16 protein-coding genes are annotated in these 15,025 nt (G+C 72.9%); 1 reads left to right on the top strand and 15 read right to left on the bottom strand.

Translation table 11 applies throughout. The annotated features are described in order from the left end of the window. Positions 1-52 precede the first annotated feature (52 nt). The 15 genes from phnN to NHL53_RS12430 form a co-directional block, all read right to left on the bottom strand. Positions 53-601 (bottom strand): phosphonate metabolism protein/1,5-bisphosphokinase (PRPP-forming) PhnN, encoded by a 549-nt coding sequence (gene phnN / locus NHL53_RS12500; RefSeq protein ID WP_433777200.1) that lies wholly within the window; start codon positions 599-601, stop codon positions 53-55. Then, positions 598-1,758, bottom strand: a complete 1,161-nt coding sequence (locus tag NHL53_RS12495; protein ID WP_433777199.1) for an alpha-D-ribose 1-methylphosphonate 5-triphosphate diphosphatase — start codon at positions 1,756-1,758, stop codon at positions 598-600. The genes phnN and NHL53_RS12495 overlap by 4 nt, the downstream gene beginning before the upstream one ends. After that, positions 1,755-2,453 (bottom strand): DUF1045 domain-containing protein, encoded by a 699-nt coding sequence (locus NHL53_RS12490; protein WP_433777198.1) that lies wholly within the window; start codon positions 2,451-2,453, stop codon positions 1,755-1,757. Before NHL53_RS12490 ends, NHL53_RS12495 begins: the two co-directional genes overlap by 4 nt. Next, complete coding sequence (phnL, locus tag NHL53_RS12485; RefSeq protein WP_433777197.1) at positions 2,450-3,181, bottom strand: phosphonate C-P lyase system protein PhnL; 732 nt, start codon at positions 3,179-3,181, stop codon at positions 2,450-2,452. The genes NHL53_RS12490 and phnL overlap by 4 nt, the downstream gene beginning before the upstream one ends. A gap of 5 nt (positions 3,182-3,186) precedes the next feature. Continuing rightward, complete coding sequence (gene phnK, locus NHL53_RS12480) at positions 3,187-3,969, bottom strand: phosphonate C-P lyase system protein PhnK (protein ID WP_433777196.1); 783 nt, start codon at positions 3,967-3,969, stop codon at positions 3,187-3,189. Beyond that, positions 3,966-4,865 carry an alpha-D-ribose 1-methylphosphonate 5-phosphate C-P-lyase PhnJ gene (locus tag NHL53_RS12475; RefSeq protein ID WP_433777195.1) on the bottom strand — a complete coding sequence of 300 codons (900 nt, stop codon included), beginning with the start codon at positions 4,863-4,865 and terminating at the stop codon, positions 3,966-3,968. Before NHL53_RS12475 ends, phnK begins: the two co-directional genes overlap by 4 nt. Further along, positions 4,862-5,986 (bottom strand): carbon-phosphorus lyase complex subunit PhnI, encoded by a 1,125-nt coding sequence (locus NHL53_RS12470; protein ID WP_433777194.1) that lies wholly within the window; start codon positions 5,984-5,986, stop codon positions 4,862-4,864. The genes NHL53_RS12475 and NHL53_RS12470 overlap by 4 nt, the downstream gene beginning before the upstream one ends. Next, complete coding sequence (phnH, locus tag NHL53_RS12465; protein WP_433777193.1) at positions 5,986-6,594, bottom strand: phosphonate C-P lyase system protein PhnH; 609 nt, start codon at positions 6,592-6,594, stop codon at positions 5,986-5,988. Before phnH ends, NHL53_RS12470 begins: the two co-directional genes overlap by 1 nt. Continuing rightward, positions 6,591-7,076: a phosphonate C-P lyase system protein PhnG gene (gene phnG / locus NHL53_RS12460; protein ID WP_433777192.1), complete on the bottom strand. Its 486-nt coding sequence runs from the start codon at positions 7,074-7,076 to the stop codon at positions 6,591-6,593. Before phnG ends, phnH begins: the two co-directional genes overlap by 4 nt. Before the next feature lie 367 nt (positions 7,077-7,443). Next, positions 7,444-8,103, bottom strand: coding sequence for a ribulose-phosphate 3-epimerase (locus NHL53_RS12455; protein WP_433777191.1), 660 nt, complete (start codon positions 8,101-8,103; stop codon positions 7,444-7,446). A 10-nt stretch (positions 8,104-8,113) separates the two neighbouring features. Next, positions 8,114-9,595: a xylulokinase gene (gene xylB / locus NHL53_RS12450; protein ID WP_433777190.1), complete on the bottom strand. Its 1,482-nt coding sequence runs from the start codon at positions 9,593-9,595 to the stop codon at positions 8,114-8,116. Then, positions 9,592-10,215 (bottom strand): SIS domain-containing protein, encoded by a 624-nt coding sequence (locus NHL53_RS12445; protein ID WP_433777189.1) that lies wholly within the window; start codon positions 10,213-10,215, stop codon positions 9,592-9,594. The genes xylB and NHL53_RS12445 overlap by 4 nt, the downstream gene beginning before the upstream one ends. Positions 10,216-10,240: 25 nt before the next feature. Then, positions 10,241-11,779: a sugar ABC transporter ATP-binding protein gene (locus NHL53_RS12440; RefSeq protein ID WP_433777188.1), complete on the bottom strand. Its 1,539-nt coding sequence runs from the start codon at positions 11,777-11,779 to the stop codon at positions 10,241-10,243. A gap of 4 nt (positions 11,780-11,783) precedes the next feature. After that, entirely contained in the window at positions 11,784-12,791 is a 1,008-nt protein-coding gene (locus tag NHL53_RS12435; RefSeq protein ID WP_433777187.1) for a substrate-binding domain-containing protein, read from the bottom strand. A 42-nt stretch (positions 12,792-12,833) separates the two neighbouring features. Next, positions 12,834-13,880: an ABC transporter permease gene (locus tag NHL53_RS12430; RefSeq protein ID WP_433777186.1), complete on the bottom strand. Its 1,047-nt coding sequence runs from the start codon at positions 13,878-13,880 to the stop codon at positions 12,834-12,836. Between the two features lie 178 nt (positions 13,881-14,058). Between NHL53_RS12430 and NHL53_RS12425 the strand changes: the two genes are divergently transcribed. Continuing rightward, on the top strand, positions 14,059-15,025 hold a 967-nt coding region (locus tag NHL53_RS12425), incomplete at its 3' end, for a sugar-binding transcriptional regulator (protein WP_433777185.1).

The following is a 15,025-nucleotide window of genomic DNA, read 5'->3' as shown; positions in this document are numbered from 1 at the left end:
GCGAACGCCCCTTCCCCAGGCCGGTGAAGGGGCGTTCGCGTCATCCGGAGCGTCAGGCGGGGAGGCGGAGGGACTCCACGAGGGCGACGAGGCGGGCGCCAGCGGTCGAGAGCGCCGCGTCGTTGACGATCTCCAGGTCGACGGGGAAGTCGGGGGCCGGATCGGGGCGGCTCAGCCGCGCCTCGGCGGCGGCGGATCCCTCGCGTCCGCGGGCGAGGATCCGCTCGCGCCGCACCTCCTCCGGCACCGTCACCCGCACGACGCGCACGCGCCCGAAGACATCCGCGAGGCTCGGGAGCACGCCGCGGGAGACGTTGACGACCGCGACGCCGCCGTCCGCGACGTGGCGGGCGACGGAGGCGGGCACCCCGTAGCTCAGCCCGTGCGCCTCCCAGCGCACCGCGAACTCGCCGCGGTCGGCGCGCGCGGCGAAGTCGTCCGGCGCGCACGGCTCGTGCTCCTCCCCCGGGCCAGCCGGCCGGGTGACGACGCGGCGCGGGAAGAGCGCGTGCGCCTCCGCGAGCCGCTCGCGCGCCCAGCCGAGCACCGCGTCCTTGCCGGATCCCGACGGCCCGACGACCGCGACGAGGCAGCCGGTCATGCCACCCGGCTCCCTTCGCGCCACACGCCGCGCACGATCGGCACGAGCGCGCCCTCGGGGAGGTTCCCCACGATCGGCCGGTGGGCGCGCACGCGCACGAGGTCGGCGCGCCGCCCGGCCGCGATCTCGCCCCGGTCGTCGAGCCCGATCGCGCGCGCGGGGTTGCCGCTCACGAGAGCCGCCGCCTGCGGCAGGGTCACGAGATCGCGCCCGAAGAGGCTGAACGCCGCCTGCAGGGGGCTGGCGGGCACGTAGTCGCTCGAGAGGATGTCGAGCAGCCCCTCGACGAGGAGATCCTGCGCCGCGACGTTGCCCGAGTGCGAGCCGCCGCGGACGATGTTCGGGGCGCCCATGACGATGAGCTGGCCGGCCGCGCGCGCCGCGCGGGCAGCCGTCTCGGTCGTCGGGAACTCCGAGATGCGCACGCCGAGGTCGGTCGACTCGGCGACGTGCAGGGCCGTCGCGTCGTCGTGCGCGGCCATCGTGATGCCCCGCTCGCGGGCGCGACGCGCCATCTCGCGGCGGTTGACGTCGGAGTACTTCTCGGCGCGCACGTGCAGCTCGGCGACGTGCGCCTCGAACTCCTCGTCGGTGAAGCGGTGCTTGCCGCGCATGTAGGTGCGGAACGCCGACACGTCGGCGTACTGGCGCTGGCCGGGGGTGTGATCCATGAGCGAGACGAGGCGCACCCGGTCGTGTCCGCCGACCTCCTCGAACGCCTCGATCACGTCGTCGGTCGCGACCTCGCAGCGCAGGTGCACGAGGTGGTCGGCGCGCAGCAGCCCCTCCTCGGCGGCGTGCACGATCGCCTCGATGAGGGTGCCGGCGCTCTGCGACACCGTGCGGTCGCCTGGCCCCGATCCGATCCGCAGGGCGTCGAAGACCGTCGTGATGCCGGAGGCGGCCATCTGCGCGTCGTGCGAGATGACGGCCGTCAGCGGATCCCAGAAGCGGCGCGGGCGCGGCTGGTAGTGCGACTCGACCTGGTCGGTGTGCAGCTCGACGAGGCCGGGCAGCAGGTAGTCGCCCGCCATGTCCTCCCCTGACGCGTCGGGGGCGCCGAGGCCGATGATCCGGTCGCCGTCGATCTCGACGGACGCGTGCACGACCTCGTCGGGCAGGACGACGCGGGCGTTGGCGAGGGTGGTCGTTGTCATGAGTCTGCGTGCTCCGGGGTCGTGGCGGGCATGGCGGGCATGGCGCCGAGCGGGTGGGTGGAGAGGAGGCGGAAGGGCGCGCCGGGCGCCGGCTCGACGCTCACCGCGAGCGCCGTCAGCGGGATGTCGGCGCCGAGGAGCCCCGCGAAGTGGTCGGCGATCGCCTGGTCGATCCGCGCCGCCTCGCTCTCGGGGACGGGATCGGTGAGCGTCATGTGGAAGCGGAACTCGTCGAGCACGTACGGATAGCCGTAGGCGTCGAGCAGCTCGCTCTGCCGGTCGGTGAGGCGCTCGGGCCGGCGGCGCGCGATCTCGTCGGGCGTCAGCGCGGCGCGCTGCGGCTCGAACGCGGCCACGACGTCCGCGGCGAGCGCCGCGAGGTCGCGGTGCCGCTCGCCGGGGACGAGCGCGCGGAACCGGCCGATCGCGGCGGGGCGGATCGCGGGGATCCGCACCGCCTGCGCGCCCGCCGCGAAGTGGGAGACCGCGCCCTGCAGGTCGGCCTCGGTCACCCCGTCGGCCAGGCGGAAGGGCGCCTTGAGCGTGGCGTGGAACCCGTAGCGGACGGGATCCGTCACGAGATCCCGCACGTCGTCGCGGGCGTACCAGGCGAGGGCGGCGTCGCGCAGGCGCCGGGCGACCCCGGGGGCGGCGTCGTCCGCTCCCGGGATCGCGTAGACGGCGTAGCGCGTCATGCGGCGACCGGCTCCTTCGCGGGGGTGAAGCGCTGCACGTCGACGACCTCGTCGCCGACGGCCTCGCGCACGTCCGCGTCGTGGAAGATCGCGATGATCCCCGTGCCCTGGGCGAGCCGCTCGCGGATCATCTCGATGACGACGACGCGGTTGCGGGCGTCGAGCGACGCGGTGGGCTCGTCGAGCAGCATGAGGGGGCGCTCGGTCGCGAAGCCGCGGGCGATGTTCACGCGCTGCTGCTCGCCGCCGGAGAACGTCGCGGGCGGCAGGTTCCAGAGCCGCTCGGGGATGCTGAGCCGGGCGAGCAGCCCGCCCGCGCGCTCGCGCGCCTCGTCGCGGGAGACGCCGCGCTCGATGAGGGGCTCCGCGACGACGTCGAGCGCCGCGACGCGCGGCACCGCGCGCAGGAACTGGCTGACGTAGCCCATCGTGTCGCGGCGGGCGGCGAGCACCTGCCGCGGGGCGGCGCGCACGAGGTCGAGCTCTCCCCCGTCGTGCCGGAGGAGGATGCGGCCCCCGTCGGCGGCGTAGCTGCCGAACACCATCTTCATGATGGTGCTCTTGCCCGCGCCCGACTCGCCGCCGAGCACGACGCACCGACCCCGCGGCACGTCGAAGGAGACGTCACGCAGCACGGGCAGCCGCTGGGATCCCTGCAGGTGCAGGGTGAAGGTCTTCGAGACTCCGACGAGCGAGAGGACGGCGCCTGCGGGATCGGTGTGGGTCATGCGGATCACCCCTGGAGGATCGAGGAGACGAGCAGCTGCGTGTAGGCGGCCTGGGGGTCGTCGAGCACGCGGTCGGTGAGACCCTGCTCGATGACCCGGCCGTCCTTCATCACCAGCGTGCGGTGGGAGATGAGGCGCGCGACCGCGAGGTCGTGCGTGACGACGACCACGGCGAGGCCGAGGTCGGCGACGAGGCGCCGGATGAGGTCGAGCAGGCGCGCCTGCACCGACACGTCGAGGCCGCTCGTGGGCTCGTCCATGAACACGAGCCGGGGGCCGAAGACGAGGTTGCGGGCGATCTGCACGCGCTGGCGCATGCCGCCGGAGAACTCCGCGGGGGCGTCGTCCATGCGGTCGCGCGGGATCTCGACCCGCTCGAGCCACTCGGCCGCCTGCGCGCGGATGCGCCCGTAGTGCCGCAGTCCGTTCGCCATGAGCGGCTCGCCGACGTTGCCCCCGGCGGAGACGTGCATGCGCAGCCCGTCGGCGGCGTTCTGGTGCACGAAGCCCCACTCGGTGCGCCACAGCCGCCGCACCTCGCGCTCGGAGAGCGTAGAGAGGTCGACGAGGTCGTCGCCGTCGCCCGCGCGATAGCGCACCTGGCCGACGTCGATCGAGAGGCGCTGGGAGAGCATGCCGAGCAGCGTCGACTTGCCGGATCCCGACTCGCCGACGACGGCGAGCACCTCACCCGGCCACAGGTCGAACGACACGTCGCGGCAGCCGAAGCGGTCGCCGTAGCGGTGCCCGGCGTCTGCGACGCTGAGCAGGGGCAGCTCGGGGTTCATGCGCGCACCTCGGTCTTCTTCTCATCGCGCCGGGCGATCGCCGCCTGGCGCTCGCAGTGGTCGGTGTCGCTGCACACGTACATCGCGCTGCCCTGGTCGTCGACGATGACCTCGTCGAGGTAGACGCCCTCCGACCCGCAGATCTCGCACGGCGACGAGAAGGTCTGCGGCTCGAACGGGACGTCCTCGAAGCCGAGGCTCTCGACGTCGGTGTACGGCGGGATGGCGTAGATGCGCTTCTCGCGGCCCGCGCCGAACAGCTGCAGCGCGGGGCTCTGGTGCATCTTGGGGTTGTCGAAGCTGGGGATCGGCGAGGGCGCGGTCACGTAGCGGCCGTTCACGAGCACCGGATAGTCGTAGGTGCGCGCCACGTGCCCGTATCGCGAGATGTCCTCGTAGAGCTTCACGTACATGAGGCCGTACTCCTCGAGCGCGTGCAGGCGGCGGGTCTCCGTCTCGCGGGGCTCGAGCATGCGCAGCGGCTCGGGCATCGGCACCTGGTAGACGATGATCTGCCCGTCGGCGAGCGGCGTCTCGGGAATCCGGTGCCTGGTCTGGATGATCGACGCGAGGTCGGTGCGGGTCGTCGTCGCAGACCCCGCGACGCGCTCGAAGAACTGCCGGATCGAGACGGCGTTGGTCGTGTCGTCCGCACCCTGGTCGATGACCTTGAGGGTGTCGTCCTCGCCGATCACCGACGCCGTCACCTGCACGCCGCCCGTGCCCCAGCCGCGGGGCATCGGCACCTCGCGCGACGCGAACGGCACCTGGAAGCCGGGCACCGCGACGCCCTTCAGCAGGGCGCGGCGCACGACGCGCTTGGTCTGCTCGTCGAGGTAGCCCTCGTTGTAGACGATGCGGGGGCCCGTGCTCGTCGCGGCGGGATCCGTGGTCATCGTGCGTCCTCCTTCTCGCGGGCCGTCTCGGGGTCCGCCTCCTCCGGGGCTCCTGCGGCCGCGCGGCGCGCGCGGAACTCCTCGTTCAGCGTGCGGATGAGCACGAGCTCGGCCTGGAAGTCGACGTAGTGGGGCAGCTTGAGGTGCTCGACGAAGCCCGCCGCCTGCACGCTGTCGGCGTGCTCGATGACGAACTCCTCGTCCTGCGCGGGGCTCACCTCGCGCTCGCCGAACTCGTCGCGGCGCAGCGCGCGGTCGACGAGCGACATCGACATGGCCTTGCGCTCGCCTCGGCCGAACACGAGCCCGTAGCCGCGGGTGAACTGCGGGGGCCGGTCGGCGGATCCCGTGAACTGGTTGACCATCTGGCACTCGGTGACCTCGATGCGCCCGATGGGGATCTCGTGCCCGATCTCGGGAGCGTCGAAGACGACCTCGACCTCGCCGACGCGCACCTCGCCCACGAAGGGGTGGGTGTTGCCGAAGCCGCGCTGCGTGGAGTAGCCGAGCGAGAGGAGGAAGCCCTCGTCGCCGCGGGCGAGCGCCTGCAGCCGCTCGGCGCGCGTCATCGGGAACGTCGTCGGCTCGCGCGTGAGGTCGCCGGGGTCGGGGTCGGTCCACCCCTCGGGGCGGTCGGGCTCGATGAGCGCGCCGGCGCCGAGCAGGTCGGTGACGCGCGGCATCGGCTCGTCGACGTCCGCCTCCGGAGCGGGCACCTCGGGAACGGCGAGCTCATCGACGAGCAGGCGGTGCGTGTAGTCGAACGTCGCGCCGAGCTGCTGGCCGCCGGGGATGTCCTTGAACGTCGCCGACACGCGCCGCTCGGACGGGAGGGATCCCGTGTCGAGCGGAGCCGTCGTGCCGAACCGCGGCAGGGTCGTGCGGTAGGAGCGCACGAGGGTGATCGCCTCGAGCACGTCGCCCTGCGCCTGCAGGAGAGCCTTCGCGGCGAGGTCGGGGTCGTAGAGCGACCCCTCGGACATGACGCGGGCGACGAGTACGCCCATCTGGTCGCGCACCTGCTCGAGCAGGATCCGCTCGTGCGCGCCCTCTCCGCGCTTCGCGAGCAGCGCGTGCGCGTTGGCGATCGCCTTCTCCCCGCCCTTCACAGCCACGTACATCAGCGCGCCTCCGCGTTCTCGAGTCGGGTCGTCCGGGGCAGGCCGACGATGCCGTCACGCCCCGCGAGCAGCACGTCGACGCCGCGCGGGAAGCGCTGGCCGTTCTCCCGCCACTGCGGGAGGAACCCGGCGGGCAGCCCCGCGCCGTCCCAGGCGAGGGATCCGTCGACGCCCGGCCCCGTCGCGACGAGGTCGCCGGTCGGCCGCGCGTCGGAGGCGTCGATGACGAGGGTGGCCGACAGGTGCGGCTCCTCGTCGGTGCCGGCGGAGAGCTCGTCGAGGCGCGGCGCCGCCGACGGGCAGGAGGCGATCGCGAACGCGGCGTCCCACGCGTCTGCGACGATCGGCGCGCCTGTGTGGAAGCGGATCCATCGCGCCGCCGCCTCGTCGCGGGTGAGGGCGGGATCGAGCCAGACGGGCGTCTGCGCGTCGGCGAGGGCCAGGACGATGGCGCCCGCGAGGGGCCCGAGGGGCGCGGGCGGCGCGACGCCGGGATCCACGGGGTGGGGCCGCGCGGGCCGCGACATCGCCTCGAGCACGGCGCGGAACACGCGCTGCGCGTCGCGGACGGGGGCGGAGAAGCCCGGGGTGTGCAGGGCCTCAGTCATTCGTCGTCCTCGTCGTCTCCGTCGTTCTCGCGGGCCACGGTGAAGAAGTCGACGACCGTGCTGCGGGCGTCGCGCCGACGCTCGGCGTCGCGCTCCGCCTGCTCCCTCTCGAGGGGCTCGATGACGCGCTCGATGACGCGCTCGCGGTGCGCGGACCCCAGCAGGCCGTCGAAGATCGCGACGAGCGCCGCGTGCTCGGGGCTGCTGCCCAGCACGTAGCCGGTGCCGAGGGCCTCGTCGCCGGCGCCGCGCACGGCGACGGTCGCCCGCGTCGCGGTCGCCTCGCCGAGGTGGAACCGGTCGCCCGTCCCCCCGGTGCGCGCCTGGACCATCACGAGGCCCTGCTCGGGCCCGCGGATGTACTCGATTTCGGGGCGATCCGGCCAGTCGGCCCACAGCCGAGCCAGCTGCCCCTCGTCCGCCCCGGAGAGCACGCGCGCCGTGCGCCGCCTCTCCTCGGGGGTGCGTGTCGTCGTCTCCATGCCGCTCAGCTTCGGCGGCCGACGTGGCGCGCTCCCTCCCCCGAGGTGACGCGGAGGTGAACCCGCAGGTAAACCGCGCGTGGCTTGTCGCGGTCGCGGGGTGCGGGGCCGGGGCGGCCCGGCGCGGGGGCGGGCTGGCGCGCGGTCGTGCCGCGCGGCATGTCTCACGAACGGCTGATATGCCGCGCCCTTTCCCACCATTCGCGAGACACGCGAAGGTCCCCCCTCGGAGCGTGTCTCACCTTCTGCGGGAAAGCGGGCGGCATTCCCGCAGAAGGGGAGACACGCTCGAGTGACGACGTCTCACCGCCGCACGTGGACGATCCCGCCGGCGGGGCGTCTCGGCCCCGCGAGGGATCGGCGCGGTTCAGGGTGCGCTCGGCGCCGCCGCGATCTCCCTCAGCGCGGACAGGCGCGCAGACGGATCCCTCCCCGCGAAGAGATGCGTCCCGACGACCGCGCTCCGCGCGCCGGCCGCGACGAGATCCGCCAGGTTGTCGGCGGAGACGCTCCCGTCCACCCCGACGACGACCTCCCGCGGCTCCCGCGCGACGAGCGACGCCGCCCGGCGGACGCGATCGGCGGTTCCCGGGAGCATCCCCGTCCCGCCCCGCCCCGGCTCCACGCCCATGACGAGCACGAGGTCGACGCCGCCCGCGAGCGCGGTCAGCCGCTCGATCGGGGTGCCGGGCGACACCGCGATGCCGGGGCTCGAGCCGCGCTCGCGGATCCGGTCCGCGAGGTCTCGCGGTCGCTCCGTCGCCTCGACGTGGAAGACGACGCGATCGCATCCCGCATCGCTCGCGGCGTCGACCCACCAGTCGAGGTCGGCCGCCATCAGGTGGGCCTCCACCGGCAGGGCGCTCTCGGCCGTGAGAGCCCGGAGGGTGTGGGGCCCCCAGGTCGCTCCCGCGACGAAGTCCCCGCCGAAGATGTCCACGTGGAGGAAGTCGGCCTCCGCGACCCGCGCCACCTCCTCGCGAAGCGCGAGAGGGTCGGCGGCGAGCAGGGAGGGGCCGATCCTCACCGTCCGCCGCTCACGCGACGACATCGGCCGCACTCGTCTCCGCGGCGGCACGGCACGCTCGCTCGTACCCCGCGCGGAGGCCCTCCCACTGAGCGCGGTCGACGCGCGGCGCGGCGGCGATCTCGACCGCGGGCGCGAGGAGGCGCCCGGTCTCCGCCACGTCGCGTCGCTCCAGGACGGCGAGGGCCTGCACGCAGGCTCCCCGCGCGGTGGCCTCCGGCTCGTCGATCACGCTCACGACGCCTCCGATGAGATCGGCCAGGAGCTGCGTGTACGCCGCGGAGCGGGCGCCTCCGCCCACCGCGATGACCCGCCCGTCGACAGGGACCCCGCAGTCGGCGATCGCATCGCGTCCGCGCATGAGCCCCATCAGCACGCCCTGGAAGGCGGCGCGCGCGACGGTCTCCCGTGTGTCGGCCCCGACGATCCCGCACAGGAGGGCCCTCGCATCCGGCAGCGACGGCGAGCGCTCCCCGTCGAGGTACGCCGCCAGGATCGGCCCGCTGCCGGCTCCGGCGGACAGCGCGAGCTCTCCGAGGCCGACGACGTCCACACCGAGGAGCCTCGCCATCCAGTCGGTCACCTTCGTCGCGTTGAGCGTGCAGACCAGGGGCAGCCAGCCGCCGACCGCGTTCGCCACGCCGTCGACCCAGCCGCTCGGATCCATGACGGGGCGGGCGGACGAGGCGAACACGACCCCCGACGTTCCGAGGCTGAAGGCGACGTCCCGCTCTCGGATCCCGAGCCCCAGCGCCGCGACGTGCTGGTCGCCCCCGCCGACGGCGACAGGGATCCCGGAGCGGAGGCCGAGCGCCTCCGCCGCATCGCGGGTCACCTGCCCCGCCGTCTCCGAGGGGCCGCGCACCTCGGGGAAGAGCCCCTCCCACGCCAGCGCGGATCCGAAGCACTCGCGGAGGAGATCGTGGTCGTACCGCATCCGCACCGCGTCGAAGTAGCCGGTTCCCGAGGCCTCCGAGCGGTCCGTCGCGAACTCGCCCGTCAGCCGATAGGTGAGGTAGTCGTGCGGGAGGACGACGCGGGCGAGACGGGCGATGGTCTCCGGCTCCTCCTCCAGGAGCCACGCGAGCTTGCCGATCGTGAACGCCGCGGTCGGGACGGACCCGACGCGCCGGGCGAACTCCTCCCGGCCGACGCGATCGAGAAGGCGGCTCGTCTGCGGGGACGACGTGGTGTCGTTCCACAGCTTCACCGGGCGGATCGCCTCTCCCGCGCCGTCCAGCGGGACCAGGCCGTGGCACTGACCGGCGACGGACACGGCGGCGATGTCGCCGAGCTCCACGCCCTGCGCGCGCAGGGACGCCGTGCACCGGCGGAGGGCCTCCCACCAGTCGCCCGCCCGCTGCTCGGACACGGGCGGCGCGGTGGGGGCGAGGGGCTCCCTCGCCGTCCCCACCACGGCGAAGGACGCCGCGTCGCGGACCTCGGCCGTGCACGCCTGGGTGGAGAGGTCGACTCCGAGGACGAGGGTCATCGCCGTTCGGCGTCGCTCGCGCCGATCTTCCCCACGTAGCCCGCGGGGTGGATCCCGATGGAGTCCCCGGTCTCCCAGTCGCGCATCCTCATGAGCGTCCGAGCGAGCGCGTCTCCCCAGGTGGCGGCCACGAGGGTCGACCCCATCGCGAGGATCCCGCCGGGGTCGGCGCCCTCGGCGGTGCGCAGCGGCACGAAGACGTCGGAGAGGCGCGCGAGGGTCGACTCCGGCCGTTCGCCGATCCCGACGACGACCGTCCCCTTCTCGCCCACCATCCGGCAGAGCTGGTTGATCTCGTCCGACTCCCCGCCCTTGGACAGCGCGATCAGCAGGTCGTCCGGCTCGATCGCGCCCATCGTGCCGTGGAGGGCGTCCATGGCGTGCACGAAGAGCGACGGCGTCCCCGACACCGACAGCAGGTGCGCCATCCGGCGGGCGATCGTCGACGAGGTCCCGCCTCCCGTGACGAGCACCTTCCCCTTCAGCGCCGTGATGATCTCGATCACGGCCACGAGGCTCTCGTCGATCTGCTCGGCGACGCCCTGGATGGCGGCGGCCTCCGCCGAGGCGGCCTCCCGCGCGGCGGCGAGCATCTGCTCGGGGGTCATCGTTGTCGACACGTGGTCCTCCTTCTGCGCGCCCCGCTCACGCGGCCTGCGCGTCCTCGTTCCAAGCCAGTGTGCGCAGCTGCGCGATGTCCAGGTCCTCGGCGGGGGTCGGCCCCGCCACGACGCGCCCGCCCGCGAAGACGAGCACGCGATCCGCGACGTCGAGGATCTCCTCCTCCTCGGAGGAGACCATCACGACCGCGATGCCCTCCTCGTGCGCGAGCCGTCGCATGATCGCGTGGATCTCGCTCTTCGCGCCGATGTCGACGCCCTTCGAGGGCTCGTCGAGCAGGAGGATCTCCGGGCGCTGGATGAGCGCGCGCGCGATCAGAGCCTTCTGCTGGTTGCCGCCCGAGAGCGACGAGATCGGCTCGCGCGGGTCGCCGCGGAGGCCGAGGCCCGTGAGCAGCTCGGACGCCTCCGACCGCAGCGCCCGGCGGTCGAGCACGCCGGCTCGGCTGAAGCGCCGCAGCACCGGGAGCGCGGTGTTCATGAGGGAGTCCATCAGCGGGACGATGCCGTCGTGCTTGCGCTCCTCCGTGAGGAACGCGATGCCGCGCTTCTTCGCGTCGCCGGGGCGACGCGGCCGTATCTCCGCCCCCGTGCGGTCGCAGATGCTCCCCGACGCGACCGGCTGGACGCCCGCGATGGCGCGCAGCGTCTCGCTGCGTCCGGATCCGCCCAGACCGTAGATGCCGAGGACCTCCGCGCTCCGCGCGCGGAACGTGATCCCGTTCATGCCCTTCCCCCGCAGGTCGTCGACGCGCAGCACCTCCTCTCGCGGGAGGTCGGTCGTGCTCCGCGTCCGCGCGGCGGTCGTGAAGTGGTCGGCGCCCGCGATCGCCTGGACGACCTCGCGGCGGTCGATCGTCGCCGCCGGGGCGTCCAGCAGGATCCGTCCGTTCATGAGGGCGGCGATGCGATCCGCGACGCCGTACAGCTCGTCCAGCTTGTGGTTGATGATCAGCACCCCGATGCCGCGTTCGTCCGCGAGCGCGCGGATCCGGGACAGGAGGGTGCCGACCTGCTCGCCCTCGAGCGACGTCGTCGGCTCGTCGAGCAGGAGGTACCTCGTGTCGCGGCTGGAGGCGATGGCGATCTCGAGGAGCTGGCGCGTGGCGACGGGGTGGTCGCCGACCAGCGAGTCGGGGTCGACCGCGAGACCGAAGTCTCCGAGGAGGTCTCGGGCTTCCCGCCTCATCCGCCTCCGGTCGAGCGCGATGCCGCCGCGGGACTTCTCCCGCCCCAGCCAGATGTTCTCGGCGACCGTGAGGTTCGGCAGCAGCGACAGCTCCTGGTAGACGGTCGAGATGCCGTGGGCGATCGCGTCGGAGGGCGAGGACAGCGAGGTCGGCTCCCCGTCGATGAGGAGGTCTCCGCCGGATTCGCGGTGCGCGCCGGAGAGCACCTTGAGCAGCGTCGACTTGCCTGCCCCGTTGTGCCCGACGAGTCCCACGACCTCACCGGGGCTCACCGAGAGGGACACGCCCAAGAGCACGGGCACGCCCGAGTAGTCCTTCGTGATCTCCTTCGCCTCGAGTCGCCGCGCGCTCGAGGGCGTGTCCCTGGTGGTCATGGGGTCAGCCGACCTCTCCCGGCGCCGGCGTCTCGCCGTCCGAGAACATCTTCAGCGGGCGGAGGATCTCGGGATCCACGCTCTCGCCGTCGACGAAGAGCGCGATCTGCTCGACGACCCGGGCGCCGTAGTCGGCGGGCTCCTGGGCGACGCACGCCGGGTAGGAATCGGTCGTCTGCACCTCCGGTGCGCAGAACCCGTAGACCTTCACGTCGCGCCCCGAGGCGATGACCGCTTCGAGAGCGCCCTGGGCCGCGGGCCCCGTCGACGCGAAGATCGCGTTCATGTCGGGGTTGCCCTGGAGCATCGCGCCCGTGACGTCCAGGGAGTCCGTCGCCTTCACGTTGCCGTCGACCTCGGCGACGATCTCCGCGTCCGGATGCGACGAGATCGCCTCCTCGAAGCCCTCGTCGCGGATGACCACGGGGACCTCGTCCGGCTCCGTGACGAGGCCGACGCGCAGCGCGTCGTCTCCGAAGTCCTCCGCGGCCTTCTCGCCCACCTGGGCGCCACCTGCCTTGTTGTCCGCGCCGAGGTACTGGACGATCGACGCGCCCTGTGCGGCCAGCGCGTCCTCGTCGACGATCACGTTGACGGTGAAGACGGGCACGCCCGCGTCGTTGGCGGCGCGGACGATCGCCGCCGCCGGCTCGGACTTGACGGGGTTGAGCGCCAGCGCGCACGGGCTCTTCTGGAGCGCCGCCTCCGCCTGCGCCAGCTGCTGCGCGTCGTCGTCGTCGGCGATCTGCACCTCGGCCGTCATCCCGTGCTCCGCGGCCGCCTCCTCGAAGCCCTCCTTCATCGCCACGTAGTAGGGGTTGACCTGGTTCGGGAGGAGGACGGAGATCATCGCCCCGTCCTCGGAGCACGACTCGGGGACCTGGGCCTCCGCGGGCGCTCCTCCCTCGGACGCGCCGCCGGCGCCGGTGTCGATGGCTCCGCTGCAGCCGCTCAGGACGAGGGCGAGGCCCGCGAGCGCCGCGGCGCCCGCGAGGGTGTGTCGAATGGACATCATTGTCTTTCCTTCTCGTGGTGTCGGACCGGGGTGGGGGTGTCAGCTGGAGGCCGGCGGCTGCGGAGGCGGGCTCGCGAGCTCTGCCGGCGGGGCAGGAGGACGCTGTCCGTCCGGGCGCGTCTGCTGCTTCAGAAGCCGCTGACGCAGCCCGCGCAGGCCGCCCTTGTTCGTGTCGAGGAGCACGCCGATCAGGATGATCGCGCCGATGACGAGCGGCTGCCAGTAGGAGTCCACGCCGATCACGTTCATGCCGTTCGAGACCTCGGCGATGAGGAGCGCCCCGATGAACGCCCCGACGACCGTGCCGACGCCGCCGAACAGCGACACCCCTCCGACCACCGAGGCCGCGATCGAGTAGAACTGCTCGTTCCCGGAGCCGGCCGTGGGGTATCCGACCATCAGGCGCGAGGCCGTGATGATCCCGCCGAAGGCCGCGCAGATCCCGGAGATGACGTACACGAGGATCGTCGTCCTGGCGATGTTGATGCCGGCGAGACGAGCCGTCTCCTTGTTCCCGCCGACCGCGTAGATGTGCGTTCCCGTGGCCGTGCCCTTGAGCAGGAACCAGATGACCAGGGCGGCGAGGATCACGAGCAGGATCGGCACGGGGATGCCGAACACGCTGCCCCGTCCGAAGAACGCGAACATCGGGTCGGTCACCGTGACCGACTTGGCCTGGGTCAGCACGTTCGGGATGGACGCCGTGATCCCGAACGTCGCGAACGTGACGATGAACGGAGGCATCCGCCCGTAGTGCACCATCACGCCGTTGAACACGCCGACGAGGACGCCCGTCGCGATCGCGAGCAGCGCCGCTCCCCACCACGGCACTCCCGCCGCCATCGACATCGCCGCGATCACTCCGGTGAGCGCGATGTTCGATCCGACGGAGAGGTCGATGCCGCCCGTCAGCAGAACGCACGTCTGCCCGAGCGCGAGGAAGGTGACGACCGCTCCGTTGAGCAGGAGCACGCTCAGGTTGCCCGGCGTGCGGAACTCCGGCGACATCGCGCCGAGGATGACCGCGACGATGACGACGACGAGCAGCACACCGAGTTCCTGCGGAAGACGCCTGCGCCTTTGCATAGATAAGCCCCTTTGCTCATTTGAGCGAATAATTCGCTCGTGTGCTCAGAATGCTAGCAGGGCAATCAGACGAGCGCCAGTGTCGGATATATGCTCTAATGAGCGACCGGTGGGCCGAAAGGCCCGGAGAACTATGCTCATCCGAGCAGCAGCACGTCACGCCACGGCAGGAGCACCCATGTCCTCTCTCGCGTCCTCGCGACCCCCCGGTGCCGACGACGCCGCACGAGACCTCCTCTCCGAGGTCGCGACGCGCTTCTACCTCGACGACGAGTCGAAGGTCAGCATCGCGAACGACATGGGACTGTCGCGGTTCAAGGTCGCGCGCCTCCTCCAGGAAGCGCGCGCGCAGGGGATCGTCGAGATCGTCGTCCACGACACCCGCGACGACGCGGCTCGCCTCGCCGAGGAGCTCCGCACCCGCTTCCGCCTCCGCGCCGTCCGGCTCGCGCCCCCCGACGACGACCCGGAGGTCGAACGCGACGGGCTGGGCCGCGCGGCGGCGGCGCTGCTCGCCGAGCGGGTGCGCGAAGGGCAGCGGATCGGGCTCTCCTGGGGCCGCACGCTCCTGTCCATCCCCTCCCACCTCGGGGAGCTCCCCCGAGCGGAGTTCATCCAGCTGACCGGCGTCGTCGGCAACGACCCGTCGCAGTCGCCCGTCGCGTTCCTCGACCACCTCTCGCGGAAGTCCCGGTCGACGGGCAAGGCCCTCTTCGCGCCGCTCTTCTGCGGCTCGCCCGAGTCGGCCGCAGCGCAGCGCGCGGAGCCCGCGGTCGCCGAGGTGATGTCGCTGTACGACCGGCTCGACATCGCCCTGCTGTCGGTCGGATCCTGGTCGCCCCGCGTGACGCAGCTCGGTCAGCACATCTCCCCCGCCGACGCGAAGCTCCTCGACGAGAAGGGAGCCGTCGCGGATTTCGGCGGGATGTTCCTCGACGAGCACGGGCGCTATCTCGACGTCCCGCTGAACGCCTGCCGCCTGTCCGTCGGCGTCGAGCACCTCGCGCGCACCCCGGTCGTCATCGCGGTCGCGGGTCAGCGCGAGAAGACGCGGGCGATCTCCGCCGTCGCCCGGTCGGGGCTGATCAGCGACCTCGTCACGACCACGGAGGTCGCCCGCGAGCTGCTCGCCCTCCCGGCCCCCT

This window comes from Microbacterium sp. gxy059 (genome assembly GCF_050958665.1).
Lineage (GTDB): Bacteria > Actinomycetota > Actinomycetes > Actinomycetales > Microbacteriaceae > Microbacterium.
The sequence above is the reverse complement of the archived record's forward strand: the minus strand, read 5'-3'. Positions and strand labels throughout refer to the sequence as shown.